The sequence below is a fragment of the Mesorhizobium sp. M0136 genome (genome assembly GCF_040322515.1).
GTDB lineage: Bacteria > Pseudomonadota > Alphaproteobacteria > Rhizobiales > Rhizobiaceae > Mesorhizobium.
This window is the reverse complement of the sequence record NZ_JAMYTP010000009.1, coordinates 41,106-63,068: the sequence shown is the minus strand read 5'-3', so window position 1 is coordinate 63,068 and position 21,963 is coordinate 41,106. Positions and strand designations below refer to the sequence as shown.

Below are 21,963 nucleotides of genomic sequence, written 5' to 3'. Positions count from 1 at the left end.
TGTAGCCGCAGCACTCCGCTGCCGAGTTGTCACCGGATTTGCTTTCGAAACTCACCCGGTGCCATTCCAGTTGTCTTGGAAAAAAGACGGCTGAACGAGGCGACGTCCTGATAACCCACCCGATAGCAAATTTCTGAAACGCTCAGTTTCGTTTCCTCAAGCATGGACCTTGCCAACTCCAGCCGCCTTTCCTGGATCCATTTTCCCGGCGTTGTCTGGAGTTCGTCGAAAAACTTGCGAGACAGGGTTCGCGAAGACATGCCCAATTCGGTTGCCAGAAATTTCAGATCGATTTCCGACATCTTGTCTTTCGAGAGCTCACGCAACTTGTCCTCGAATGGGCTGGCCCCGTTCGAAATTCCATCGAGGGAAAATTCGTAGGGACTCTGGAACGTGCGCGGCGGCGGGAGAACCAGAAGTTTTCGAATGATCCGCTCTTCCTTCGAGAAGCCCAGATCGATCAGCAAAGCCCTGGCGAGTTCGAGTCCGGAAAACCCGCCTCCGCATGTGTAAAGGCGGTCCTGGCGAATGAGGAGCCGGGAAGCGTCCCATCGCACTTGCGGAAACCGGCGGCTTGCCTCGGCTCTCAGCCACCAGGATATCGTCGCGCGTTTTCCGTCCAATAATCCCGAATTGGCGAGCAGATAACACGCGCCGCAATGTGCTGCGATGATTGCGTCCTGCTGCTGCGCGAGCGCGATCAGCGGTTTTGAATGTTCACTCTCCTCGTCGAGCGAGCGCAGAAGCTGCGGAATCTCGACACCCGGCATGGCAATGAGAATCAGGACATCCATTTTCCGGGATGGTTGAGCTTTTGTCGGGAAGGAAATTCCGGTGCTTGATGCCGACGGCGCGCTCCTTGAAACGAACTCACAGGAGAGAACCTGCGAACGGCAGACGTCATTCACAAGCTGAAACATTTCCACGAGCGTCGAGACGACGGCCGAATAGAAATTCGACGGCAGCCAGATCACAACGTGGAGGCTCCTGACAGCCATTGCGGTACTCCAGTGTAGTTCTCGTGGATGGCAAGCCTAGCATAGTCTTTGCAAGAATTGCCAATCCAGAACAAGCGCGCGGGCTCCAGGAGGGCCTATGCGGGCTTGCTGATGAAGGCGGGGCCGCGGAAATCCATGGCTGCGAAGATGCAAATGCTGAAATCGTTGAATGAAAACACGCGGCAAATACATCGGATTCAGAGGGCAACAGAAAACTGCGTCGGTCCGGGCTCAGGCTGATCTGTGGTCAGTCAGTAGGCCGAGAGCAAGGTGCCGGCCGCTACGCCGGTCCGGACCTTGCTCTTGATTTTCAGCTGCCGGAGTTCATCACGTAAAGCGCACGCGAGCGTTCGAGGTGCTTGATCATCGCCTTCTCGGCGCCATCCGCATCCTTGGCTTCGATGCGTCCGATGATCTCTTCGTGCTCGGTCAGCGTGAACTTTTCCTTGCCGGTCCAGATCAGCATTTCGGTGTGGTATTCCTTTAGCCAGCCAAGCATTGCCTCGCTGACGGCGACATAGATCGGGTTGCCGGATATTGCCGAGATCTGGGTGTGGAATTTCATGTCGGCGGATATGAAGGCTTCCGAGTCGCCACGATGGCTGCGCTGCTCTGCAACCGTTGCGCGCAACCGCTGCACGTCCTCGGCGGTTGCCTTCTCCGCGGCCTCCCTGACCATGCCGCGCTCGAAGAAGATACGCGCGTTCTTGAGGTGCTCCAGCGTGTCCTTCGACGACGACAGGATGATCTTGGCGGCGCCGTCGACCTGTTTGATGATCGACTTGGCGGTCAGCTGCAGCACTTTCGCCCGTTCGCCATGCGAGATCGCGACGAGGCCCATATTGCTCAACGCCTGCATTGCCTCGCGGATCGCCGGCCTGCCGACCTCGAAGCGCTCCATCAATTCGCGCTCCGATGGCATGTCGTCACCCGGCAGCAATTCGCCGCTGGTGATCAGGCGCTTCAGTCTCAAGAATACTTCGTCGGAAAGCTTGCGCCGGACGATCGGCTCCGAACGGTTCATCGTCGCGAATCACTCCTTTGACCGGCCCCTATCTAACATTTTCGGCGCGAATTCCGGAACGCCTGCTGCCGGCTCGTCCCAGCCGGATAGGGCTTGCAAAGCTTATGTACTCATTATACCAGATTTCAAGGGCCAAGGAACCTTTTTCGAACCACCCCGGCAGGCCGCGCGAATATGATTGTTCTCACCTATCGCATCGAAACGCCCGGCAATATCGAGGCGCTGGCGGCCAAGATCGCAAGCGACCAGTCGACCGGAACCTTCGTCGCGCTGGCCGGCGAGACCGAAGAGCTCAAGGCCAGGGTCGCGGCGCGAGTCCTGGCGATACGGCATCTGCCCGATGCGGATCGGCCGTCTCTTCCCGAAACCGGTCCCGAAGCGCGCAATGGCCCGGTCAACCGCGCCGACGTCGACATCGCGTTTCCGCTAGACGCCATCGGCACCGATTTGTCAGCGTTGATGACCATCGCCATCGGCGGCACCTTTTCGATCAAGGGCCTGTCCGGTATCCGGGTCGTCGACATGAGGCTACCCGAGGAGTACCGGGGCGCGCATCCGGGCCCGCAATTCGGCGTCACGGGCAGCCGCAGGCTGACCGGTGTCGCGGATCGTCCGATCATCGGGACCATCGTCAAGCCGGCGCTGGGCCTCCGCCCGCCCGAGACGGCCGCAATGGTGCAAGAGCTGATTGCCGCCGGCGTCGATTTCATCAAGGACGACGAGAAGCTGATGAGCCCGGCCTATTCACCGCTGTCGGAGCGGGTGAGGGCAATCATGCCGCTGATCCTCGACCACGAGCAGAAGACCGGCAAGAAGGTCATGTATGCCTTCGGCATCTCACATGCCGATCCCGACGAGATGATGCGAAACCACGACCTGGTGGCAAAGGCCGGCGGCAATTGCGCCGTGGTCAACATCAATTCGATCGGTTTCGGCGGCATGGCTTACCTTCGAAAACGCTCCAGCCTTGTGCTCCATGCCCACCGCAATGGCTGGGACATTCTCACCCGCCATCCCGGCCTCGGCATGGATTTCAAGGTCTGGCAGCAGTTCTGGCGGTTGCTCGGCGTCGACCAGTTCCAGATCAACGGCATCGCCTCGAAATACTGGGAACCCGACTGGTCCTTCGTCGAATCCTTCAAGGCGGTGACCACGCCGATCTTTTCGCCGGCCGATTGCGCATTGCCGGTCGCCGGCTCCGGCCAGTGGGGCGGGCAGGCGCCTGAAACATTCCAGCGAACCGGCCGGACGGTCGATCTTCTCTATCTGTGCGGCGGCGGCATCGTCAGCCACCCGGACGGGCCGGGCGCCGGCGTGCGCGCCGTGCAGCAGGCCTGGCAGGCGGCGGTCCAGGACATTCCGTTGGCGGATTATGCCTTGAGCCATGTCGAGCTGGCGCGGTCGATCGAGAAGTTCGGCGGCGGCGAGGCGGCCTGACGCCATGCAAAACCTGCTTCTGAGTTACTATGGCGACGACCTGACCGGCTCGACCGACGTTATGGAGGCGCTCGAGCTCGGCGGCGTGCCGACCGTGCTGTTCATGCGCCAGCCGGACGAGGCGCTGCTTTCGCAGTTTGCGCATTGCCGCGCCCTTGGGCTGGCCGGCACCAGCCGCAGCGAGACGCCGCAGTGGATGGACACGCATCTGCGAGATGCCTTCGCCTGGCTGAAGACCGTCAACGCCGAGATCTGCCACTACAAGGTCTGCTCGACCTTCGATTCCAGCCCGGCGATCGGCAGCATCGGCCGGGCGATCGAGATCGGCCGCTCGGTTTTCCGGCAAGACGGCGTGCCGCTGGTGGTCGGCGCGCCGCAACTGAAGCGCTACACCGCCTTCGGCCATCTGTTCGCGGCCTATCGCGAAAAATATTTCCGCGTCGACCGCCATCCCGTGATGAGCCGCCATCCGATCACGCCGATGGACGAATCCGACCTGCTGATCCATCTGTCGCGCCAGACCAGCCTCGCCTCGGGCCTGATCGACCTGGCGACGCTGCAGTCTGCGTCGCGGTCGAAAGCATTCGACCGGCTTGTGGAGGATGGCACAGGTATCGTGCTTGTCGATGTCGACAGCCTGGAAACCCAGGCGCTTGCCGGCAAGGAGATTTGGCGCGCTCACAAGCCGGGCGGTTATTTCGTCGTCGGCTCTTCGGGCATCGAATATGCCTTGCTGGTCGAATGGACATCGAACCGAATCGTGGATGCCAAACCCGCCTTTTCGCCGCCGGGCGCTGCCGACAGGATCGCCGTGGTCTCGGGGAGCTGCTCGCCGACGACGGAACGACAGATCCGGCATGCCCTGGCCGACGGCTTCGACGGGATCGAACTCGACCCGCTCGAACTGGTTTCTGAGGCTTCGAACGACGCTATTGCGCGCGCGGTCGCAACCGGCCGCTCCAGCCTAAGGGCCGGGCGGAGCGTCATCCTCTACACCGCGCTCGGACCTGCGGCCGACCGCGGTGCTGAAATCGATCTCAGGGAAGGCGCCCGCCATAAGCTCGGCCGCGGTCTTGGCGAGCTTCTCCGCGAACTGACGCTTCAAGAGAAGCTGCCGCGCGTGGTCATCGCCGGCGGCGACACGTCGAGCCATGCACTTGGCCAAATGGGCGTCGACGCGCTGACGGTGCGAATGCCGCTGCCGGCATCGCCGGGCTCGCCGCTTTGTGTGGCGCATTCGCGCGTAAAGGCGATCGACGGGCTGGAAATTGCCCTCAAGGGCGGGCAGGTCGGAACCGACCGCTATTTCTCCATTATTCGCGATGGAGTCGGGTCGGCGGTTGAGAGCGGGGAACATCAGTTCAAATCGGTGGTGCTCGATCGAGATCAGGGATAGTCATTAGCCGGCAAACCAGAAACCCCAGACGTTTTAGGTCGGCGGCAATGCCACTCATTCCGCTATCTGGTACGGCCCATTGCCCTGCTTGGACGATACTGACGGGCATAGGCGACACAGGCGTCGACCGTGCTGACACAGAGCGCATCGCGGTTGTTCGGCAGGTTGTTGTCGCCGGCGTAAGCCACCTCGGCAACGCGACCGTCAACCATTCGAATTTGCGTGTTGCAATAGCCGCCGGGAGCGACGTTGACGGAACCTCCGAGCGCAGGGACCGGGCCAATGGCCACGGTCGGAACCACAATGTTGAGATTGCCGCGTTGAACGACCCGCTGATAGGTCCAGATCTGGCCCGATTTGCCAACATCGGCAGTGGCGGTCGGAAAGCCGGCGCACATTCGAACGTCCGCCTCGCTAAGGCCAACCATCTCCTTGCGGGCTGCCGCCGCCGTGGCGTCTTCCCTCGCGGTGCTCGAGGTATCGTCGGGCATGACGCAGGAAGACAGGATGGCGGCGCCTGCCGATAGAAGGAGAAGGGCAAGCTTTCGGGTGTGGAAAGATATCATACCAACTTCGGATTGCACGGGAGCCCCGAATGCCAACCTAGGAAGTGGGCCAATCGAGTCAACCGGTAGAAAATTCACGAAGTCGTTTGGCACGTCATTCCGCCGCACGCATCTGCTGCAAGAGGTTGAGGCTGCCGCCGTGACCCTCGCGCCCTATCTTCCGCCTGGGCATCGGATTCCCGACCCCTTCTTGTCAGATGTACTGGCGCACGGTGCTGTGACTTTGGTTCGGCCGACGGTGTGCTAGTTTCCAGCCAATTGCTCCGGAGACGTCATGCCTATCAAGCTGCAAGAAATCGCCCTCGCTCTTCTGCTGCTGGTTGCCGGAACTGGGGTCGGTCATGCGGAGACGGCCCAGCGGCCGCCGCCCACAGGCGGGGTTCTCTCGCTCCTGCCACCGCCGCAGACTTCCGATCATTCGATCGTCATTGCCGGACGGACGCTCGATTACGAGGCCAGGGCCGGCACGCTGTCATTACCGTCCGGCAAAGGCGATATCACCGCCGAGATTTTCTATGTCGCCTATGCTCTGCACGCCGGGAAAGAAACGGGACCGGATCCGCGTCGCCCGATCACCTTCGTTTTCAATGGCGGTCCGGGAGCAGCTTCCGCCTATCTTCATTTGGGCGCGCTCGGTCCGCGGGTTCTGGCGACAGCGGCCGATGGAAGTTTCCTGCCGCCGCCGCAGAGGCTGTTCGACAACCCCGACACTTGGCTCGACATGACCGACCTGGTCTTTGTGGACCCTGTCGGAACCGGTTACAGCCGTGAAGCGCCCGGCACGGAAGCACACAGCTTCTGGGGCGTCAGCCAGGACGCCGCGTCGATAGGCGCGTTTATCCGGCTCTATCTGGCGCAGACCAGCCGTACGGCATCGCCTGTCTTCCTGGCTGGTGAAAGCTATGGCGGCTTTCGAGCAGCATTGCTCGCCAGGAAGCTTCAGGAAGACATCGGCATCAGCCCGAGCGGCGTCGTGCTGATTTCGCCGGCGCTCGAATTCACGCTGGTGCGTCCGGACGAGTTCCAGCCGCTCCACTGGGCGCTGGAACTGCCGTCGCTGGCGGCAGTTCGCCTACACAGCGAAGGCGTTTCCGGCCCGGCCCTGCAGGCGCAGCTGGCGGAAGTCGAACGCTATGCGCTCGGCGAATATCTGGCCGCGCTAGCCGGTGGGCTGGAGCAGGGTGGACGCCTGGCGAGCCAGCGTGTCGCCGCAATCACCGGTCTGCCGCTCGATCTCGTCCAGCGGCACTTTGCACGCATTCCCATAGGGCTGTTCGCCAAGGAGTTTGCACGGGCAAAGGGCAATGTTCTCAGCGCTTATGACGGCAACATCGCAACGGCGGACGTGGCGCCGGAGAGCCTGGGAGTCGAGGGTCCCGATCCGGTGCTCGACCGAAGCGTGCCGGCGCTTACCTCCGCTTTCGTCGGCTATGTGCGTGATGAATTGAACTTCCGTACGGATATCAGCTATCGGCTTCTCAACCGCGAAGTCAGCGGCAATTGGGATTATGGAACGAGCCCGACGCGTCAGGGCTATGCGGGTGTCATGGACGACCTTCAGCAGGCGCGCACGCTGAACCCCAGCCTCGGCGTGCTGATCGTCAACGGCTATAGCGACCTGGTGACGCCGTACTTGGGCTCGCGCTACCTGCTTGGTCAAATTCCTTCGCTTGCCGGTGCAAAGCCCATTCGCAGCGAGGTGCTGGAAGGCGGGCACATGATGTATCTGAGGCCGGACGGGCGGGCGGCGCTGAAGCAGGCTGCGTCCGAGCTTTACCGAACGACGCAATGAGACGATTTGCGCAAAAAAGCGTCGGATGCGCTGTTCGCCCTCTCATCAGGCCCTAGTTCCATCGCGATTGATCGGTTACACACCTAGGATGGCGTCTTTTAGCGACGTTCGACAGCGGATTAGCCGGCTCTCCAGAATCGCGCCACTGGCGCGGCGTGCTGCCGAGCGGGCCGTTCGGAATACCAGGCCACACAGGCTGACAAGCCTCGTCGACCGCTGGAACGCGCTGTCGCTGGCCACGCAGTTCCTGCTCGCGGGCGGTCTATTCTCCCTGTCGGCCATGGTGGTGGTGGGGATTTCAGTCACGAACCATATAGAAACCGTGGTCACGCAGAATTCGGCCTCCGCTACGGCTCTGTACGTGGACAGCGTTATCGCGCCGCTGCTTCCGGATATGCGCAAGAGCGAAGTCCTCGACGAGAGCGTAGCCCATGCGCTCGATGAAACGCTGGGACAAGGGGCACTCGGCACAAGGCTCGAATCCTTCAAGCTCTGGCGTCGCGACGGAACCATCCTGTATTCGACCGACAAGACATTGATCGGGAAGCGCTTTGAACCCAGCGACAATCTCCGGGCGGCATTCGCCGGCCAAATGGTTTCGGAGTTCGACAAGCTGGACGATCCAGACAGCGAGGCCGAAAGAGCCAGCGGCTTGCATCTCCTCGAGATTTACAATCCGGTGCTGCAGCCATGGTCGGGGGAAGTGGTGGCCGTTTCGGAATTTTACGAGGTCGCCACTGATTTTGAAAGAAACCTGCATCAGGCACTCATTAGAACCTGGCTGGACGTTGCCGCCGTCACAGCGGCCTTCTTTCTCGGGCTGTCGGCAATCGTGTTCCGTGGCAGCCGCACGATCAGCTCACAGAGCCGCTCGTTGAAGCAGCGCATTGCCGAGCTTTCCGATCTGCTTGCTCAAAACAGACTGTTGAGGCTGCGGGTGCAGCGCGCTTCGCAGCGTGCCACCGCACTCAACGAACGCTATCTCAGGCGCATCGGCGCGGACTTGCACGATGGCCCCGCGCAACTGGTTGCTCTCGCGGCGCTGGGGATCGATAGCCCGGTCATTGCCGATCCTGCTACGTCGCAATCGAAGCGTGCGCAGGAATTGCGGGCCATCAAAGCACATTTGGACGATGCCATGCGCGAGATCAGGAGCATCAGCAAGGGCCTTGTCCTGCCGCATATAGAGCATGCCGAACTGGGTGAAATTCTCCAGATTGCCGTACAGGCGCACGAAGAACGAACCGGCGTCAAAGTAAGATTATCGATGACCGGCGGCCATACACCGCTGTCGCCGGCGGCCAGGATCTGTATCTTCCGCTTCGTCCAGGAGACGCTGAACAATGGATTCCGTCATGCCGGAGGTGAAGGTCAGTCGGTCGAGAAACATTTCGACGGCGAACGCGTTTGTATCGAAGTGTCCGACACCGGCCCCGGCTTTGATCCACAAATCGTGCGTCCCGAGGGGCTGGGGCTCGTTGGGCTGCGCGAGCGGGTGGAAAGCCTCGGGGGCCAGTTTACCGTGACGTCCTCACAAAGTGGCACGATCGTGAAAATGGCTCTCAACATCGTTGAAATGGGGCAGACATGACAGCAGCCATCAAGCTCGCCATCGTTGACGACCACCCGCTGTTCAGGGAAGGCGTTGTGCGCACGCTCGATCAGATCGGCGGGTTCGAGATCGTCGGCGAAGGAAGCAGCAGGGATGATGCCTTGCGGATAGTTGAAGACCGGCGGCCCGACATTCTGCTGATGGACATCTCGGTGCCTGGGGGCGGTCTTGCCGTGATCGAACCGGCCCTGGAACGGCATTCGGCACTGAAAATCGTGATGCTGACCGTTTCGGAAGAAAACCAGCATGTGATGGCCGCGTTGCAGAGCGGGGCGAGAGGCTATGTTCTGAAAGGGGTCGGGTCGAGGACGTTGGCTGCGATCCTGCGCACGGTAGCCTCGGGCGAACGATATGTCTGTCCACAATTGTCGGCGCGCCTGCTGGCCGATCTGTCGGCTCAATCAAAAGAGCCAGCGAAAGTTGACGGACTTGCCGAACTCACCAGCCGCGAAAGGGAGATCCTGACTCTGGTTGCCGCGGGACTGAGCAACAAACGGATCGGGCTTCGGCTGAACCTGCATGAGAAAACGATAAAGCACCACATGACGCGAATCCTGGCCAAGCTCAACGTCAGCAACAGGACCGAAGCCGCAATGACTTTACGCGATGCGACTGAGCGCCGGCATTCGCCTGTTCGCGATCATGCTTGAGCCGAAACAGCCGCACGGGGCGGCTGTGTGATCTGGCCGTCAGTTGATCATTTCAAGCAACCTGTCCCGATCGGAACGCGTCGCCAGGCGCCGAATGATGGTACGGCCCTTGGCATCGCGCATTTCATATTGGCCGCTATCAACGCGCTCGCTGAGGCCGTTCGAATGCACCACGCCAATGCTCGGCCCACTCACCTCGATCCGGTCTCCCGTGGTTGCATTGATAAAGAGTTTTGGCCTGCTGCCCGGGGTTACCGCAGCGGCGGGATCAGGGAGATTGTCGTCCTGCGACTTTGCTTTGCCCTTGCCGGCACCGGCGTTCGAGTTCGAATTGCCGGAGTTTCCACCCGGATTGCCGGAATTGCCGCCCCCATTCCCATTTCCGTTCCCGCCATTGCCGTTGCCGTTCCCGCCGTCTTTGGCCCAGGCACCCAGCGGGCCGAGCGGCTGCGATAGTCCGTCGAACACGACGCGATAGGGGCTCACGACGAGAACGAAGGTCAAAACGACTACAGAAATGCCGACATGACGTCCTCGCGAAGATCCGGTCCTTCGTCTCCGGGTCGTCATCAATGAACTTGCCAGTCGCATGGCGGAAATCCCCTTAATCATACGGACCTGTCGTGCTGCCTCCTGTTCGAAGTCGTGCGATGCTTAAAACAATGGTTTGTATCGGTAAGGTCAAGACCCACCAGTCCCACGAGGGTAACTGGTGGGTCTCGCTGGCGCAGGAAGGGACTATTTACTGCGCAAGTCTTTTGCCTTCGCTTCGTTGCGTCTCTCGGCGGGGGTGCCGAGTTCTCACCGTCAGCCAACAATAAATCCAATGGCTGCGATCCCGAAACACAGGCCAAATAACGGAAAAAGCAGCCAACGCGCCTGGTGAACGCTCGAATCCATAGCGGCCTCCTGTAACAGTCGGCATCGCAACGGGGCTCTTCTGAACTCGGTTCCTGAAACTCTCGCGTTTCGGGCTTTTGCGATAGCAGCCTCGGACCAAAGTTCGGCTGTGCAGGCCCTTGGTCGACAGGCCTACAGACTGAAGTCCCTATGCAAGGAGCCGCCTGCATTCGGCGACCTTTGTGTCCACCAGGCGGCGCGATCCACCGGTCCCTTCGAATGCTTTACCTTCCTGGCTCTATGGCGAAGCGACATTGGTCCACTGCATGTCATTGAAACGTCACCAGTAGAGACCCATATGCGGATTGCGTCGGATGTCTCCTCCCATTGCGTCCGGCGCGTTCCCCTCTGGAGGTTACAGACCTTCACGCTTGGCCGGGCTCAACAGTCCGGCCTTTTCTTTTGGTCATCGCGTCTGGGTCGAGCATCGTCCTGCCGCAGCGCGCCGCTTCAGTTGCGAGGAGGGAGCTGCTGGACAGACCATGTGTTGCCGTCAGGATCCTCAAAGAAGACAAATCTGCCCCAGGGAAAATCCTTGATATCGCTGACCTCGATGCCTTGGGCGGCCAGATGCCGGTGCGCCTCATCGATGTCGGGCACAACCAGCTGCAGACCCCGTATGGATCCCGGGGTGCTGTCGACGATGCCTTTGCCCATGGCAATCGAACAGGCCGAACCGGGCGGCGTCAATTGCACGAAACGTATCTCGTCGCTTACCGTGTGATCATGATCGAGGTGAAAGCCGACCTTCCCAACATAAAAGGCGATGGCATTGTCGACGTCCGATACGGGGACCGGGACCAGTTCCAGCTTCCAATCCATGACAACCCTTTCGCAGCTTTCGCCAAGTGGTGCCGAACACCGTGGGCGACATCCCACCAGCTTCCCAACATTGTCGGCGCGGGCCGCTCAATCAGTCAAGAGATATCCAGGTCGGGCAACGTGAGGACCGGTCTCATTGTGGACGGCGTTCGGAACCGATGAGCGCAAGCTCAGTTAGGCGGAGGACAACCACCTTTCGGTTCAGCAAGAACGACTTCAATGACCGAAAAGGCAGGGTGCCGAATACAACTGTGGGAAGGTTGAACGGGCGTGGTTGACGCGCGAAGGGGTTGCTTGGAAGCGACGCTCGCCGAAGCTGGCGAGATCCTCGGTGAAGCCGAAGCGCAATTATGCCGTGAACGCCTACGATTCGGCCTGCCTTCTCCTTGGCGCGATCAAAGACGTCAGTACTGTATCCAAGGGACATCCGAGCCGGTGCGACGTTCCAGCGGCGGTGCGCAATATCCGTTTCAAGGGAATCGCCTATCGCGAGCCCGTACGGTGGAATGAAAAGGCGGCAATCCGGCCGCGGTGACTGTACTCAACGTGGTGGAAAACGGCCACTTCCGACAGATCGCCGAAATCCGGCAGATGCAGAGTGTCGAGCAGACCTGACGCCGACAGGCCTCTCCGACCGAAACCGGTTTCCGCCGCTTTGCGAGGCGATTTCCACAGGACCACGAAACAATAATCTCCGGTCGCCGTTTCGCCCGCAGAACCTTTCGAGGAGGCGACGATGAGCGCAACCGGCTTGGACGTTTTTGACAAAACGCTGCAAATAACAAACATCTGGCTCGACGAGATCATGGTGGATCTCGGTCCGGATCGACACGTCGCCTGGCATACATTGGGCGCCGTTCTGCGAACCCTTCGGGACAGGCTGCAGATCGGACTGGCGGCCAAATTGGGAGCGGAACTGCCGCTGCTCGTGCGGGGCGCCTACTATGATCGCTATCGGCCCGCCGACATGCCCGACAAGACACGCTCGCTCGAGGAGTTCCTGCAACACATCGCCGATGAATTGAAATCGACCCGTGCTGTCGATCCCGAGAATGCGGCACGCTCGGTGCTGCGTGTGCTTGCACGGCATATCGACCTTGGCCAGTCGGCAAAGGTGCGGGATGCGCTGCCAAAGGAAATCCAGGTCCTCTGGCCTGAAAGCGTGGGCGTCAAATAGCGGCGATCCTGCTCATGCGGACGCGCGACGGACCGAAGCTTCGAACGTAAGCGCGGGTGGGTCTGGTCGACCCCGGTGACGCTATGTGCCGCGCTCGATGGCAAGGCTTAGCTGGGCAGCCGATGTGGGCTGTCGCGGCCTAACCTGGAAAGATCGTGAAACCGCCATCGACGCGGATTACCTGCCCGTTGATAAAGCGCGCGCGCGGACCGGCGAGGAAGGCCACCGCTTCGGCGATCTCTTCAGGCTCCGCATACCGGTTCAGCGATTTCTTGCTTGAGTCCATACGCTGCGGATCGACCACGCGGCTCGCCTGGAAGCGTGCCGTTTTGGTGGCGCCAGGGCTCACCGCATTGACGCGCACGCCATCGTCGATCAATTCCTTGGCGAGGCAGCGCGTATAATGGACGACAGCCGCCTTGAGCGTCGAGTAGACCACCTCGGGCGAGCATCCGATATGCGCTGCCGCCGAGGCGATGTTGATCACCGAGCCCGAGCCGCGCTTGACCATGGGCGGAACAAAGGCCTGGCAGACCAGCATCGTGCCTATGAGGTTGTTCTCGGTCAGAACCTTGATGTCTTCGTAGTCGATATCGAGTGCGTTGTTGGGATTGGGCTTTACGCCCTTGGCGCCGATGTCGCCGCCGGCGCAGTTGACCAGAATGTGCACGTCGCCGAGATCGGCCTCGATCTTCCTCTTCATCTCGGCGACAGCTTGTTTGTCGCCTATATTGCCGGTGACCGCGGTCACCCGCGTCCCATGCTTCTCCAAGCCCCGGGCAGAGTCGCCGAGATCCGCGAATTCGCCATATTGAGATGGCCGGGTCCAATCGAGGTCGTGAACCGCGACGTTTGCGCCAAGTCCGGCCAAGCGGTCGGCCATCACGCGGCCGAGGCCGCGTCCCGAGCCGGTGACGAAGGCAGTCAGGCCGCTGAGTTCTCGAGCAGTCATGCTGATTTCTCCATTGCAATGAAATCGAACTTCTTCATGTTGGCGGCGCTGCGCCGGATCATGTCGAGCTCGTACGAAACGAGCGCGCCGTCATCGTCCCGTTCCCATGGCGTGCGGTAGTCGGCGTCGTCCGCAAGGCGGTTCACGCGCGCAGCACTCAGGCACGCGGCGAACTCGCGGGCGGTCTTCGGCGCATATCCGTTCCACCAGTCGTCGGTGAGCCAGCGAACGTGACGGGCCTCCAGCGCGCCTGGCTCAAGCACCGCCGTCAGCGTGTCGTGGTGCTCGCCAAGGATGGCTGCCAGTTCGGCGAATGGCACGGCGCCGTCGCCGATCGCGCAGCGGACCAGACGGTAGCCCTCATCCGTGAACTGAATGCGATAATCCTTGAGGTGAACATGGCGGACATGGGGCGCGATCCGGCGCGTGAAGGCAAGCGGCGCCTCGCCGACAGGAAAGGTGTTGCCGGTGTCGTAGGTGATGCCGACACCCGGCCCGCCGAGTTCGCAGAACGCAACCAGTTCGTCGCTGCCGAAGTCCTGATGGTTCTCGATGCCGAGCATCCAGCCCTCGGCCGCCGCACGCGGTCCCCATTCCGTCAAGGCAGCGCGAATCGTTGCGTTGAACTCACTCCATTTCGGTCCCCACGCATTGCGGTCGCCGCACAGGACAGGCGTCAGTGCGATACGGATCGTCATTGCCTCGAGCAGGCGCGCAGCCCGAAAGGCGTTGTCCAGCGGACCTGCCACTAGAAGTCCGCCGCTCACCACCGGGACGATGCCCAGCGCGGCAAGACGCCTGCGCAGGGCGACGATTTCGGCGTCAGTCAAGTCGGTCAACCAGGGTTCGTAGATCTCGAGCGTGCGTGCGCCTAGTTCCTGCGCCAGCGTAATGAAGCCTTCCAGCCCCACGCCGTCCGGATTGTGCCGCGGCGTGCCGCGGCCCTGCAGTCCGAGATGATAGGTCAGTCCGTAGGGGTTGAGGCCGAGACGAAGCATCAGCTTGGCCGTTCCAATGGAGAGCAGAGAAGCGTCACTAGCGCAGACCGGCATCGACGGTAATGGACTGTTTGGTGATCATGCGGCTGTCGTCGGCTGCCAGGAAGAGCACTGTGCGTGCAATCTCCTCGCCCAGCAGGACGCGGCGGATCAATTGCCGCTGCACCGTCTGGTCGACTGCCTCCTGCGTCTTGAACCACAGCTCGCGCTGCCGCTCGGTCATGACGGCGCCGGGTTCGACCGCATTGACGCGGATGTTATCCGGTCCGAACGAGCGCGCCAACGCACGCGTCAGCGCCACCACAGCCCCCTTGGCGGTGGCATAGGCCACCATCTGGTCCGCTCCGAAACGCCAGGCGATGGAAGAGAAGTTTATGATCGAGCCGAAGCCGAGTTCCTTCATATGCGGATGCACAGCCTGCGCGGCGAAGAAGTGATGCCTCAGATTGACGTCGAAGCTGCGGTCCCAATAGTCGGCCGTTACCGCGTCGATGGGATGGCGTTGATCATTGGCGGCGTTATTCACCAGGACGGCAACCGGACCAAGCCGCGCGCGCACGCCTTCGACCGACGCCTTTAGCGCATCGACGTCGGTCACATCGCAATGGAGATATAAGGGAGCCTGCCCGGCGGCACCAGCGAGCTCGCGCACCAACGCCTCCGCTGGCTCATCTTGCACATCGAGAAAGGCTACCCGGGCGCCATTCGAGGCGAAGGCACGGACCATATCGGCGCCGATGCCGGAGGCGCCGCCGGAGATCAGCACGACCCGATCGGTCAAGCTCGGATAAGTCGCGAATTGTACGGACATCGATTACAGAAGCGCCTTGGTTGTTGGATCGAACAGACAGGCGCGCGACATATCGATGCCCAGCGTTATCGTCTCGCCCATGACGGGAGCGTCGTCCGGCTCGAAACGGCCGGTGATCTCCAGGTCACCCAGCCTGAGCACGGCAAGCGTCTCGGCCCCGGTCGGCTCGACCAGTTCGACCGGCGCCTGCATGGACGCCACAGCAGGTTTGCGCGACTTCAGGTCGGTCGTGAAACGGTAGATATGTTCCGGCCGGATACCGAGCACGACGTCCTTTGGCGCACCGGCGGGCATCGGCGCGGCAAGAGCAAGGCTGGCGTCGCTGCCGTCAGCGGCGCGTACCAAGATGCTGGTCGAGCCGGTAAGCCGGGCGGGGATGAAATTCATCGCCGGCGATCCCATGAAACCGGCAACGAACATGTTGGTCGGCCGGTCGTAGATCCGCTTCGGCGTGTCGAACTGCTGGACCGAGCCCTGGTTCATCACCGCAATGCGGGATGCAAGCGTCATCGCCTCGACCTGATCATGGGTGACGTACACCGTGGTCTTGCCGACGCGATGGTGAAGCTTCTTGATTTCGGTACGCATATCGACGCGCAGCTTGGCGTCCAGGTTGGACAGGGGCTCGTCGAACAGAAACAGCTTCGGGTCGCGTACGAGGGCGCGCCCCATCGCGACGCGCTGCCGCTGGCCGCCCGAGAGCTGGCCGGGCTTGCGTTTAAGCAGCTGTTCGATCTGCAGGAGCGCGGCAACCCGTTGGACAGCTTCCGCCTGCGCCGCTTTTGGCACGCCGCGGCTTTCCATGCCGAAGGTGATGTTCTGGCGCACCGTCATGGTGGGATAGAGGGCGTATGACTGGAACACCATCGCAATGTCGCGGTCCTTGGGTTGCACGGAGTTCACCAGCCGGTCGCCGATCCATATCTCGCCCGACGTGACGGTTTCGAGGCCGGCGATCATGGCGAGCAAGGTTGACTTGCCGCAACCCGACGGGCCGACAAGGGCGACGAATTCTCCGGTCTTAGCCTCGAGATTGATGCCGGCAAGAATCTCGAGCGAGCCGTAGCTCTTGTGAAGGTTGCGGATCATCAACGCGGACATGGGCGACGCCTCATTTGATGGCGCCCTGGGTGAGGCCGCGCACGAAGTATTTTCCACCGAACAGATAGATCAGCAGCGGTGGCAACGCGCCGATCAGCACGGCTGCGCTCATCACATCGTAAGCACGCGCGGTCGTGCCGCCGGCCGTGAGCGCGACCAGTGCCGCGGTAATCGGCTGCTGCTGGCCTGATGTGAAGACGACGCCGAACAAATACTCGTTCCAGATGCCGGTGAACTGCCAGATGACGGTGACGATCAGAATGGGCGGCGACAGGGGCAGGATGATCTTGCGGAAGATCCGCCAGAAGCCAGCGCCGTCAATGCGTGCCGCCTTGATCAGGTCGTCCGGTATGCTGACGTAGAAATTGCGGCAGAACAGGGTGGTGAACGAGATGCCCTGGACGACGTGGATCAACACCAGCCCGTATGTGGAATTGGTCAGGCCGAGCTTGCCGAGCAGGAACGCCCACGGCATCAGCGAAATCTGGCCGGGCATGAATACGCCGAGCAGCATCAGATTGAAGATCACTTCGGAACCCCTGAAGCGCCATTTGGAGAGGATGTAGCCGTTCATGGCGCCGAGAATGGTCGAGATGATGGTGGCGGGGATCGTCATCGCTAGCGAGTTGAAGAAATTGCGCTTCATGCCCTCGCAGGTGCCGCTGACGCAGTAGGATCCCCAGGCCTGCGCCCATGCATCGAACCGGAAGCTGCGCGGTACGGAGATGAGGCCGTTGCGGGCAATCTCCGACTGCTCGCGCAACGAGTTGAAGATCACCACCAGCAATGGCACGAGATAGACGACCGCGAAAAGCGTCAGCACGGCATAGACAAGGAAGCGGCTCCAGAAATGCCGGCGCGTGGCAGCGGCTTCCTCCGGATCAAAACGGGCATTGGGGGCAACTTCAGCCATTGCGGCCCTCCGCCCGCCGGCGCCAGACGATCCACAACGAGTACGGCACCAGCACTGCCGCGACCGCCGCGAGCATCATCATCGCCGCGGCGGCACCCTCGCCGATTTGGCCGCGCTGGAACATCAGGTCGTAGACATAGATGGCGGGGAAGGTCGTGGACACGCCCGGCCCGCCCCGCGTCAACGCCGCCACCAGGTCGAAGGTCTTGATGGCGAATTGTATCTGAATGACCGCCACCGCCAGAAATATCGGAGCGATGGTTGGCAGGATGACCCTCCGATAGGTCCGGAAAACCGACGCGCCGTCGATTTGCGCGGCTTTGACGAGATCCGGATCGACCGACCGCAGACCGGCCAGGAAAAGTGCCATTGCGAAGCCGGACGACTGCCAGATACCGGTTATGATCACCGCATAGATCGCGGTGTTGCGGTTGGCCGTCAGGGCGAAGCTGAAGTCGGTCCAGCCAAGCCCGCGAACGAAGGCCTGGATACCGTCGACAGGGTTATACAGCCAGCTCCACACCGTACCGGTGACGATGAAGGACACCGCCAACGGATAAAGGAAGATGGTGCGCCAAACCGCCTCGCCGCGGACGCGCTGGTCGATCGCGATCGCAAGCAGCAGGCCAACCGCCATCGAGCCAACGATATAGAAGCCGCTGAACAGGAAGAGATTCGTATAGGCGATGTTCCAGCGCCGGTTTGCCCAAAGCGAAGCGTAGTTGTCCAGGCCGACGAATTCATAGGTCGGCAACAGCGACGAATTGGACAGCGAGATGTAGAGCGTCCAGAATGTGAAGACGAAAACATAGATGAAACTCGCCGCAATCGACGGCGCCAGCACCAGAATGGGCACCATCGTGCCCAGGCGCTCGCGCCACGGACGGGCCGCGGCAGCTGCGGATGGTACAATCAGATCATGGGTGGACATCGGGCTGCTCCGGCGAGGTCTGGCAGGGAGCTTCGCCCCCGGGCCATCATCGGCAGCGTCACTTCTGCGCTTCGGCCGCATCCGCCATCGCATTGGCCGCGTCCTGCGCACTCATATCCGGCGTTGCTACAAACTCGGTGATGCTGTCCATTATTGCGCCGCGGACCTTTTGCGGCACCGTCATGTTGTGCGCCATCGAACGGACGAGCGTGCCGGCGGCGATCGAGGCTTGCAGATCCTTTTGCGAGAGTTGCTGGCAGGGATTGAAGCCGTTCGAAAGATCGACGTCGAGGCGGGCCGGGATGGACCCTTTGGTCTGATTGAAAATGGTCTGAAATTCGGGCGACAGGATGATGCTGGCAAGCAGCTTCTGTCCCTCGATGTAGTCCGGGTCCTTCTGCTTGAAGAACACGACCGAGTCCGAATTCAAGATGAAGCCGGGCTTGCCCCAATCGGTCGGCGCCTGGGCGCAGACATAGTCGGTGCCCTCCTTGAAGCCGCCGGCCGTCAGCAGGCCGATCGTCCAGTCGCCCATGATGTGGAAGGCGGCCTCGCCGCGGCCGACGAGATGCGACATGGTATCCCAGTCACGCCCGTTCATGCCGGGGTCCATGTACTTCGAGGTCATGGTGCGAAACTGCTCGAAGGCCTTGACCATGCCGTCGCTGCGCATGGCATCAACGTCGCCCTCGACGAAAGCTTTCCTGTAGAGATCGAGGTCCTGACCGTACACGACCACTTCGAAGACCGTCGAGTCGGTCCAGTCGGCGGTTGAGTGTGAAATGCAGATCTTGCCGCTGGCCACGATCTTGTCGCAGGCGGCGTTGAACTCCGCCCATGTCTTCGGCATCTCGTTGACGCCCGCATCCTTCATGACCTTCGGCGATGCCCACAGCCAGTTGATGCGGTGGATGTTCATCGGCGCTGCCACCCAATTCCCGGTCGGCTTCATCACCGGCAGCAATTCGGGAGCGACGACCTTCTCCCAATTTTCCGCCTTCGCCAGGTCGTCGAGATTGGCTGTCATGCCCGTCTTGTTCCATTCGGCGATCTCGGGGCCCTTTAGCTGCACAGCGGGAGGTGCGTTGCCGGCGATCACATCGGCACGCAGTTTGGCCAATGTATTGGCCGTATGGCCTGCGATGGAGGTCTGCTGCCAGGTGCCACCCTTGGCGGTAAACATCTCGCCGAGCTTGGCGATAGCCTGGGCGTCCGATCCGGTGGCCCATTGATGCAAGAGGTTGGTCTTCGGCTCCGCGAGCGCTGTTCCGGTAATCAAGGTGAAGGCGGTAGCGGCCGCAAAGGCCGTCCTCAGGTATTTCATCGTTTCACTCCCATATGTGATGCACGGTTCGTATCGACCGCTTGTGGCCTGCGATTTGAGGTCGTGGCCTGTGAGATGCAGTAATCTCCGTTCTTTCCAAGATGACATATTTGAGCTATCAGTCAACATGCTTTGTGCTCATCATGAACAAACCTTCGCTTAGAAATTGGCTGATCGACAGGCCGTCCGCGTCGCCGGAGAGCCTGATCGTCCGATGCTTGCGCGAGCGCGGCGTGCTTTCCGCGTCGCAAATTACCCGCATTACCGGTTTGGCGCGGTCGACGGTTTCAACCGCGCTCAACGGCTTGAGAAAGTCAGGGATGGTGATCGAATCCTCGGCCCATCATGACGCGGCCAGGGGCATTGGCAGACCGGCCACGGCATTGACGCTCAATCCCGCTGCGGGCACCTGCGTCGGCATCCACCTGGGCCTCGACGAGATGCGGTGCGTCGTCGCCGACGTCTCGCATTCTTTCGTTGCCGAACAAACTATCCCCATGGGTCTGGACTACCAGCCGCAACAGGCGGCCCAGCTCGCCAAGTCAGTAATTGCCCGATGCTACGAAGAGAACGGTCTGCTGATGGCGGGGCTCCTGGGGGTTGGGGTCTCCGTCTCGGGCCCAGTCAGCCGCGAAGGAGTGGTGCTGCGCGCGAGTATTGTTCCGACCTGGGCCGGGGTCAACATCCGCGATGTGTTCGGGCCGGTCCTCGAACAGCCGATCTTCGCCGACAATGAGAGCAACTGCTCGGCCATTGCCGAGCTGATGTGGGGTGCGGCCGTCGGCCACGACGATTTCGTGCTGTTCAAGGTCGATCTGGGCGTCGGCGGGGCCATTGTCCAGCACGGCCGGCTGGTGAGCGGCATCGCCGGCGGCGCCGGCGAATTCGGGCACATCAGCATCGATCCCGGCGGCGACCTTTGCCGGTGCGGCAATCGCGGATGCCTGGAGCTCTATGCCAGCTTTGCCCGGCCGCTCGAGCAGATTTCGCGCATCGTTCGGCGGCCGGTCACGATGGACGATGTGATCATGATGGCCGAGCAGGGCGACGTGAGGGCGCTGCGGATGATCGAGGACACCGCCGAGTTCGCCGGCCGTGGCCTTGGCCTGATCGGTTCGGTGCTCAATCCGCCGCTCATCATCATCGGCGGCCGCATGGCCTTGGCGGGCGACATTCTCCTGGCGCCACTGATCGCGTCATATGAACGCCATACGCTGATCAAGTCCCGCGATGTGGCCCCGGCGCTGCGCACGCGGATCATCGTTGGCAAGCACACGAAGAACGACGCATTGCTCGGCGCGGTCGGCCTCGTGCTGCGCCACAACAGCCGGCTTCAATGACCTGACTCCGCTTCGGTTGGTACTCTGAGGCTCGTTGTTCCAAATCGGTGCGCACCCGCATCGCAGCCAAGTCCCTCCGGCCTTTGGACTGGTTCACTCTGGCGCGTTAGAGCGTGGCCGATGATGAGCGTGCCGAGAGGTGTTACAAGAATCGCGTAGGTTTATGGTGTTAACGGGCAAAGCTTGGGGAGCAGTCGTCAATGCCGTATTGCTGCAGCAGGCCGAGCCCTGCCTCTCGCCCGGCCGGGAGAACTGTACGATGAAGCAAAGCGGAGTTGTCTTGCCGCACGGCGGTGGGCGGATGGTGCCGGCTCTCGGGATCGACGTCCATGTGTGGCGGGTTGCTCTCGATGCTCCCCTTTCGCAGTCGGACATGGCCGTGCTCAATCCAGCCGAATTGACCAGGGGCGGACGGTTTGTTTTCGAGCAGGATCAGCGGCGCCATCTGGCAGCTCATGCCGGCTTACGCCGGGTGCTATCCATGTACACCGGCCGAGCGCCGGGAGAGCTCGATCTGCGGGAGACCCCACAGGGAAAGCCGTTCCTTGCGGACGGGCGCCTCGCCTTCAACCTTTCGCATTCGGGGGATCTTGCCCTTGTGGCCGTGGCTGCCGCCGGGCAAGTCGGCGTCGATGTCGAGCGCGTCGCCCCGCGGAGCGGCGAGATGTCCATGGCCCGTTCTCTGTTCGCGCCCGGCGAGATCGCACAACTTGAGTCACTGGCGCCAGAGGCCCGCCGCCTCATGTTCTGCCGGCTTTGGACTTGTCGCGAAGCCGTGCTCAAGGCTGCCGGCGTCGGCCTCGCCGGGGTGGGACTCGAGATTGGGATGGACGGGAGCGGCGAGGCCTATATCCTCTCGCCGCCACTGGAATTGGTTGAACCCCTCAGGCTCATTGAGTTCCGCCCAAGCGCGCACCACGTGGCCGCCGTCGCCTGGAGTGCACGCAGTCCTCAGGTCGTCGCACGCCGCTTCGATTTCGACTTGGGATTGCGTTGACGCTCCGGAACGGGCCTCGGGGAACGCCTGTTTTTGGCGACGAGGATCGAGCGGACGGGTTCTCTTCAAAGGCAGCCACATCGGCCTAAAAACTAATCAAATTGGCCTAAAAAGTAATCAAATCGGCTTAAAAGACACATTTTGCGATAAAAATGCTAACTTGGCGAGTTTTGCTCTTGGAGCTTCCGTTAGGACATGCACTTAAATACGCCGTGACTTTAA

General features: G+C 61.4%; 21 protein-coding genes. 9 read left to right on the top strand and 12 right to left on the bottom strand.

Annotation, left to right across the window (positions count from 1 at the left end):
- Positions 1 to 29: 29 nt before the first annotated feature.
- Entirely contained in the window at positions 30 to 998 is a 969-nt protein-coding gene (locus NKJ35_RS13050; protein WP_352647503.1) for a GlxA family transcriptional regulator, read from the bottom strand.
- Positions 999 to 1,308: 310 nt separating this feature from the next.
- Positions 1,309 to 2,022, bottom strand: coding sequence for a transcriptional regulator NanR (locus tag NKJ35_RS13045; RefSeq protein WP_023720267.1), 714 nt, complete (start codon positions 2,020 to 2,022; stop codon positions 1,309 to 1,311).
- Between the two features lie 174 nt (positions 2,023 to 2,196).
- Between NKJ35_RS13045 and oiaX the strand changes: the two genes are divergently transcribed.
- Together oiaX and NKJ35_RS13035 are read left to right on the top strand one after the other, a co-directional pair.
- Entirely contained in the window at positions 2,197 to 3,459 is a 1,263-nt protein-coding gene (gene oiaX, locus NKJ35_RS13040) for a 3-oxo-isoapionate-4-phosphate decarboxylase OiaX (RefSeq protein WP_352647501.1), read from the top strand.
- A gap of 4 nt (positions 3,460 to 3,463) precedes the next feature.
- Positions 3,464 to 4,855, top strand: a complete 1,392-nt coding sequence (locus tag NKJ35_RS13035) for a four-carbon acid sugar kinase family protein (protein WP_352647499.1) — start codon at positions 3,464 to 3,466, stop codon at positions 4,853 to 4,855.
- Positions 4,856 to 4,917: 62 nt separating this feature from the next.
- Here the strand turns inward: NKJ35_RS13035 and NKJ35_RS13030 are convergent, their stop codons facing one another.
- Positions 4,918 to 5,421 carry a hypothetical protein gene (locus NKJ35_RS13030; RefSeq protein ID WP_352647497.1) on the bottom strand — a complete coding sequence of 168 codons (504 nt, stop codon included), beginning with the start codon at positions 5,419 to 5,421 and terminating at the stop codon, positions 4,918 to 4,920.
- 274 nt (positions 5,422 to 5,695) lie between these two features.
- Here NKJ35_RS13030 and NKJ35_RS13025 point away from each other — a divergent pair, with 274 nt between their 5' ends.
- The 3 genes from NKJ35_RS13025 to NKJ35_RS13015 all read left to right on the top strand — a co-directional run bounded on the left by NKJ35_RS13025 (position 5,696) and on the right by NKJ35_RS13015 (position 9,475).
- Positions 5,696 to 7,213, top strand: a complete 1,518-nt coding sequence (locus tag NKJ35_RS13025; protein ID WP_352647495.1) for a S10 family peptidase — start codon at positions 5,696 to 5,698, stop codon at positions 7,211 to 7,213.
- Positions 7,214 to 7,301: 88 nt separating this feature from the next.
- Positions 7,302 to 8,804, top strand: a complete 1,503-nt coding sequence (locus NKJ35_RS13020) for a sensor histidine kinase (RefSeq protein ID WP_352647494.1) — start codon at positions 7,302 to 7,304, stop codon at positions 8,802 to 8,804.
- Complete coding sequence (locus tag NKJ35_RS13015) at positions 8,801 to 9,475, top strand: response regulator (protein WP_352647492.1); 675 nt, start codon at positions 8,801 to 8,803, stop codon at positions 9,473 to 9,475. Before NKJ35_RS13020 ends, NKJ35_RS13015 begins: the two co-directional genes overlap by 4 nt.
- Positions 9,476 to 9,514: 39 nt before the next feature.
- On the opposite strand, the gene NKJ35_RS13010 is transcribed toward NKJ35_RS13015, so the two are convergent.
- Positions 9,515 to 9,979: a hypothetical protein gene (locus NKJ35_RS13010; RefSeq protein WP_352647490.1), complete on the bottom strand. Its 465-nt coding sequence runs from the start codon at positions 9,977 to 9,979 to the stop codon at positions 9,515 to 9,517.
- Between the two features lie 846 nt (positions 9,980 to 10,825).
- Positions 10,826 to 11,197, bottom strand: a complete 372-nt coding sequence (locus NKJ35_RS13005; RefSeq protein WP_352647488.1) for a VOC family protein — start codon at positions 11,195 to 11,197, stop codon at positions 10,826 to 10,828.
- A gap of 331 nt (positions 11,198 to 11,528) precedes the next feature.
- Between NKJ35_RS13005 and NKJ35_RS13000 the strand changes: the two genes are divergently transcribed.
- Complete coding sequence (locus tag NKJ35_RS13000) at positions 11,529 to 11,732, top strand: hypothetical protein (protein ID WP_352647487.1); 204 nt, start codon at positions 11,529 to 11,531, stop codon at positions 11,730 to 11,732.
- 201 nt (positions 11,733 to 11,933) lie between these two features.
- The gene (locus NKJ35_RS12995) at positions 11,934 to 12,374 is read left to right on the top strand and encodes a DUF2267 domain-containing protein (RefSeq protein WP_352647485.1); all 441 of its coding nucleotides are present in this window, start codon (positions 11,934 to 11,936) and stop codon (positions 12,372 to 12,374) included.
- 139 nt (positions 12,375 to 12,513) lie between these two features.
- On the opposite strand, the gene NKJ35_RS12990 is transcribed toward NKJ35_RS12995, so the two are convergent.
- The 7 genes from NKJ35_RS12990 to NKJ35_RS12960 are packed head-to-tail and all read right to left on the bottom strand — an operon-like array spanning position 12,514 to position 19,404.
- Entirely contained in the window at positions 12,514 to 13,326 is an 813-nt protein-coding gene (locus NKJ35_RS12990; RefSeq protein ID WP_352506266.1) for an SDR family NAD(P)-dependent oxidoreductase, read from the bottom strand.
- The gene (locus tag NKJ35_RS12985) at positions 13,323 to 14,324 is read right to left on the bottom strand and encodes a sugar phosphate isomerase/epimerase family protein (protein WP_352647484.1); all 1,002 of its coding nucleotides are present in this window, start codon (positions 14,322 to 14,324) and stop codon (positions 13,323 to 13,325) included. Before NKJ35_RS12985 ends, NKJ35_RS12990 begins: the two co-directional genes overlap by 4 nt.
- A 37-nt stretch (positions 14,325 to 14,361) precedes the next feature.
- Complete coding sequence (locus NKJ35_RS12980; protein WP_352647482.1) at positions 14,362 to 15,135, bottom strand: SDR family NAD(P)-dependent oxidoreductase; 774 nt, start codon at positions 15,133 to 15,135, stop codon at positions 14,362 to 14,364.
- A gap of 3 nt (positions 15,136 to 15,138) precedes the next feature.
- Entirely contained in the window at positions 15,139 to 16,236 is a 1,098-nt protein-coding gene (locus NKJ35_RS12975; protein ID WP_352647480.1) for an ABC transporter ATP-binding protein, read from the bottom strand.
- Between the two features lie 10 nt (positions 16,237 to 16,246).
- Positions 16,247 to 17,149: a carbohydrate ABC transporter permease gene (locus NKJ35_RS12970; RefSeq protein WP_352647478.1), complete on the bottom strand. Its 903-nt coding sequence runs from the start codon at positions 17,147 to 17,149 to the stop codon at positions 16,247 to 16,249.
- Positions 17,142 to 18,080, bottom strand: coding sequence for a carbohydrate ABC transporter permease (locus NKJ35_RS12965; protein WP_352647476.1), 939 nt, complete (start codon positions 18,078 to 18,080; stop codon positions 17,142 to 17,144). Before NKJ35_RS12965 ends, NKJ35_RS12970 begins: the two co-directional genes overlap by 8 nt.
- Positions 18,081 to 18,138: 58 nt before the next feature.
- Positions 18,139 to 19,404 carry an ABC transporter substrate-binding protein gene (locus tag NKJ35_RS12960; RefSeq protein ID WP_352647474.1) on the bottom strand — a complete coding sequence of 422 codons (1,266 nt, stop codon included), beginning with the start codon at positions 19,402 to 19,404 and terminating at the stop codon, positions 18,139 to 18,141.
- Positions 19,405 to 19,505: 101 nt separating this feature from the next.
- On the opposite strand from NKJ35_RS12960, the gene NKJ35_RS12955 reads away from it, so the two are divergent.
- A complete protein-coding gene (locus tag NKJ35_RS12955; protein WP_352647472.1) occupies positions 19,506 to 20,744 on the top strand; it encodes an ROK family transcriptional regulator in 1,239 nt (412 codons plus the stop codon).
- 259 nt (positions 20,745 to 21,003) lie between these two features.
- Positions 21,004 to 21,741, top strand: coding sequence for a 4'-phosphopantetheinyl transferase family protein (locus NKJ35_RS12950; RefSeq protein WP_352478373.1), 738 nt, complete (start codon positions 21,004 to 21,006; stop codon positions 21,739 to 21,741).
- Positions 21,742 to 21,963: the final 222 nt, after the last annotated feature.

What these genes read in the sequence shown, in the direction of transcription:
- NKJ35_RS12950 (WP_352478373.1), top strand. Translation starts at nt 21,004, where the DNA reads ATGAAGCAAAGCGGAGTTGTCTTGCCGCACGGCGGTGGGCGGATGGTG.
- NKJ35_RS13025 (WP_352647495.1), top strand. Translation starts at nt 5,696, where the DNA reads ATGCCTATCAAGCTGCAAGAAATCGCCCTCGCTCTTCTGCTGCTGGTT.
- NKJ35_RS13035 (WP_352647499.1), top strand. Translation starts at nt 3,464, where the DNA reads ATGCAAAACCTGCTTCTGAGTTACTATGGCGACGACCTGACCGGCTCG.
- NKJ35_RS13020 (WP_352647494.1), top strand. Translation starts at nt 7,302, where the DNA reads ATGGCGTCTTTTAGCGACGTTCGACAGCGGATTAGCCGGCTCTCCAGA.
- NKJ35_RS12965 (WP_352647476.1), bottom strand. Translation starts at nt 18,080, where the DNA reads ATGTCCACCCATGATCTGATTGTACCATCCGCAGCTGCCGCGGCCCGT.
- NKJ35_RS12985 (WP_352647484.1), bottom strand. Translation starts at nt 14,324, where the DNA reads ATGCTTCGTCTCGGCCTCAACCCCTACGGACTGACCTATCATCTCGGA.
- NKJ35_RS13005 (WP_352647488.1), bottom strand. Translation starts at nt 11,197, where the DNA reads ATGGATTGGAAGCTGGAACTGGTCCCGGTCCCCGTATCGGACGTCGAC.
- NKJ35_RS13045 (WP_023720267.1), bottom strand. Translation starts at nt 2,022, where the DNA reads ATGAACCGTTCGGAGCCGATCGTCCGGCGCAAGCTTTCCGACGAAGTA.
- NKJ35_RS12995 (WP_352647485.1), top strand. Translation starts at nt 11,934, where the DNA reads ATGAGCGCAACCGGCTTGGACGTTTTTGACAAAACGCTGCAAATAACA.
- NKJ35_RS13050 (WP_352647503.1), bottom strand. Translation starts at nt 998, where the DNA reads ATGGCTGTCAGGAGCCTCCACGTTGTGATCTGGCTGCCGTCGAATTTC.
- oiaX (WP_352647501.1), top strand. Translation starts at nt 2,197, where the DNA reads ATGATTGTTCTCACCTATCGCATCGAAACGCCCGGCAATATCGAGGCG.
- NKJ35_RS12970 (WP_352647478.1), bottom strand. Translation starts at nt 17,149, where the DNA reads ATGGCTGAAGTTGCCCCCAATGCCCGTTTTGATCCGGAGGAAGCCGCT.
- NKJ35_RS12955 (WP_352647472.1), top strand. Translation starts at nt 19,506, where the DNA reads ATGACATATTTGAGCTATCAGTCAACATGCTTTGTGCTCATCATGAAC.
- NKJ35_RS12960 (WP_352647474.1), bottom strand. Translation starts at nt 19,404, where the DNA reads ATGAAATACCTGAGGACGGCCTTTGCGGCCGCTACCGCCTTCACCTTG.
- NKJ35_RS12975 (WP_352647480.1), bottom strand. Translation starts at nt 16,236, where the DNA reads ATGTCCGCGTTGATGATCCGCAACCTTCACAAGAGCTACGGCTCGCTC.
- NKJ35_RS12980 (WP_352647482.1), bottom strand. Translation starts at nt 15,135, where the DNA reads ATGTCCGTACAATTCGCGACTTATCCGAGCTTGACCGATCGGGTCGTG.
- NKJ35_RS12990 (WP_352506266.1), bottom strand. Translation starts at nt 13,326, where the DNA reads ATGACTGCTCGAGAACTCAGCGGCCTGACTGCCTTCGTCACCGGCTCG.
- NKJ35_RS13015 (WP_352647492.1), top strand. Translation starts at nt 8,801, where the DNA reads ATGACAGCAGCCATCAAGCTCGCCATCGTTGACGACCACCCGCTGTTC.
- NKJ35_RS13030 (WP_352647497.1), bottom strand. Translation starts at nt 5,421, where the DNA reads ATGATATCTTTCCACACCCGAAAGCTTGCCCTTCTCCTTCTATCGGCA.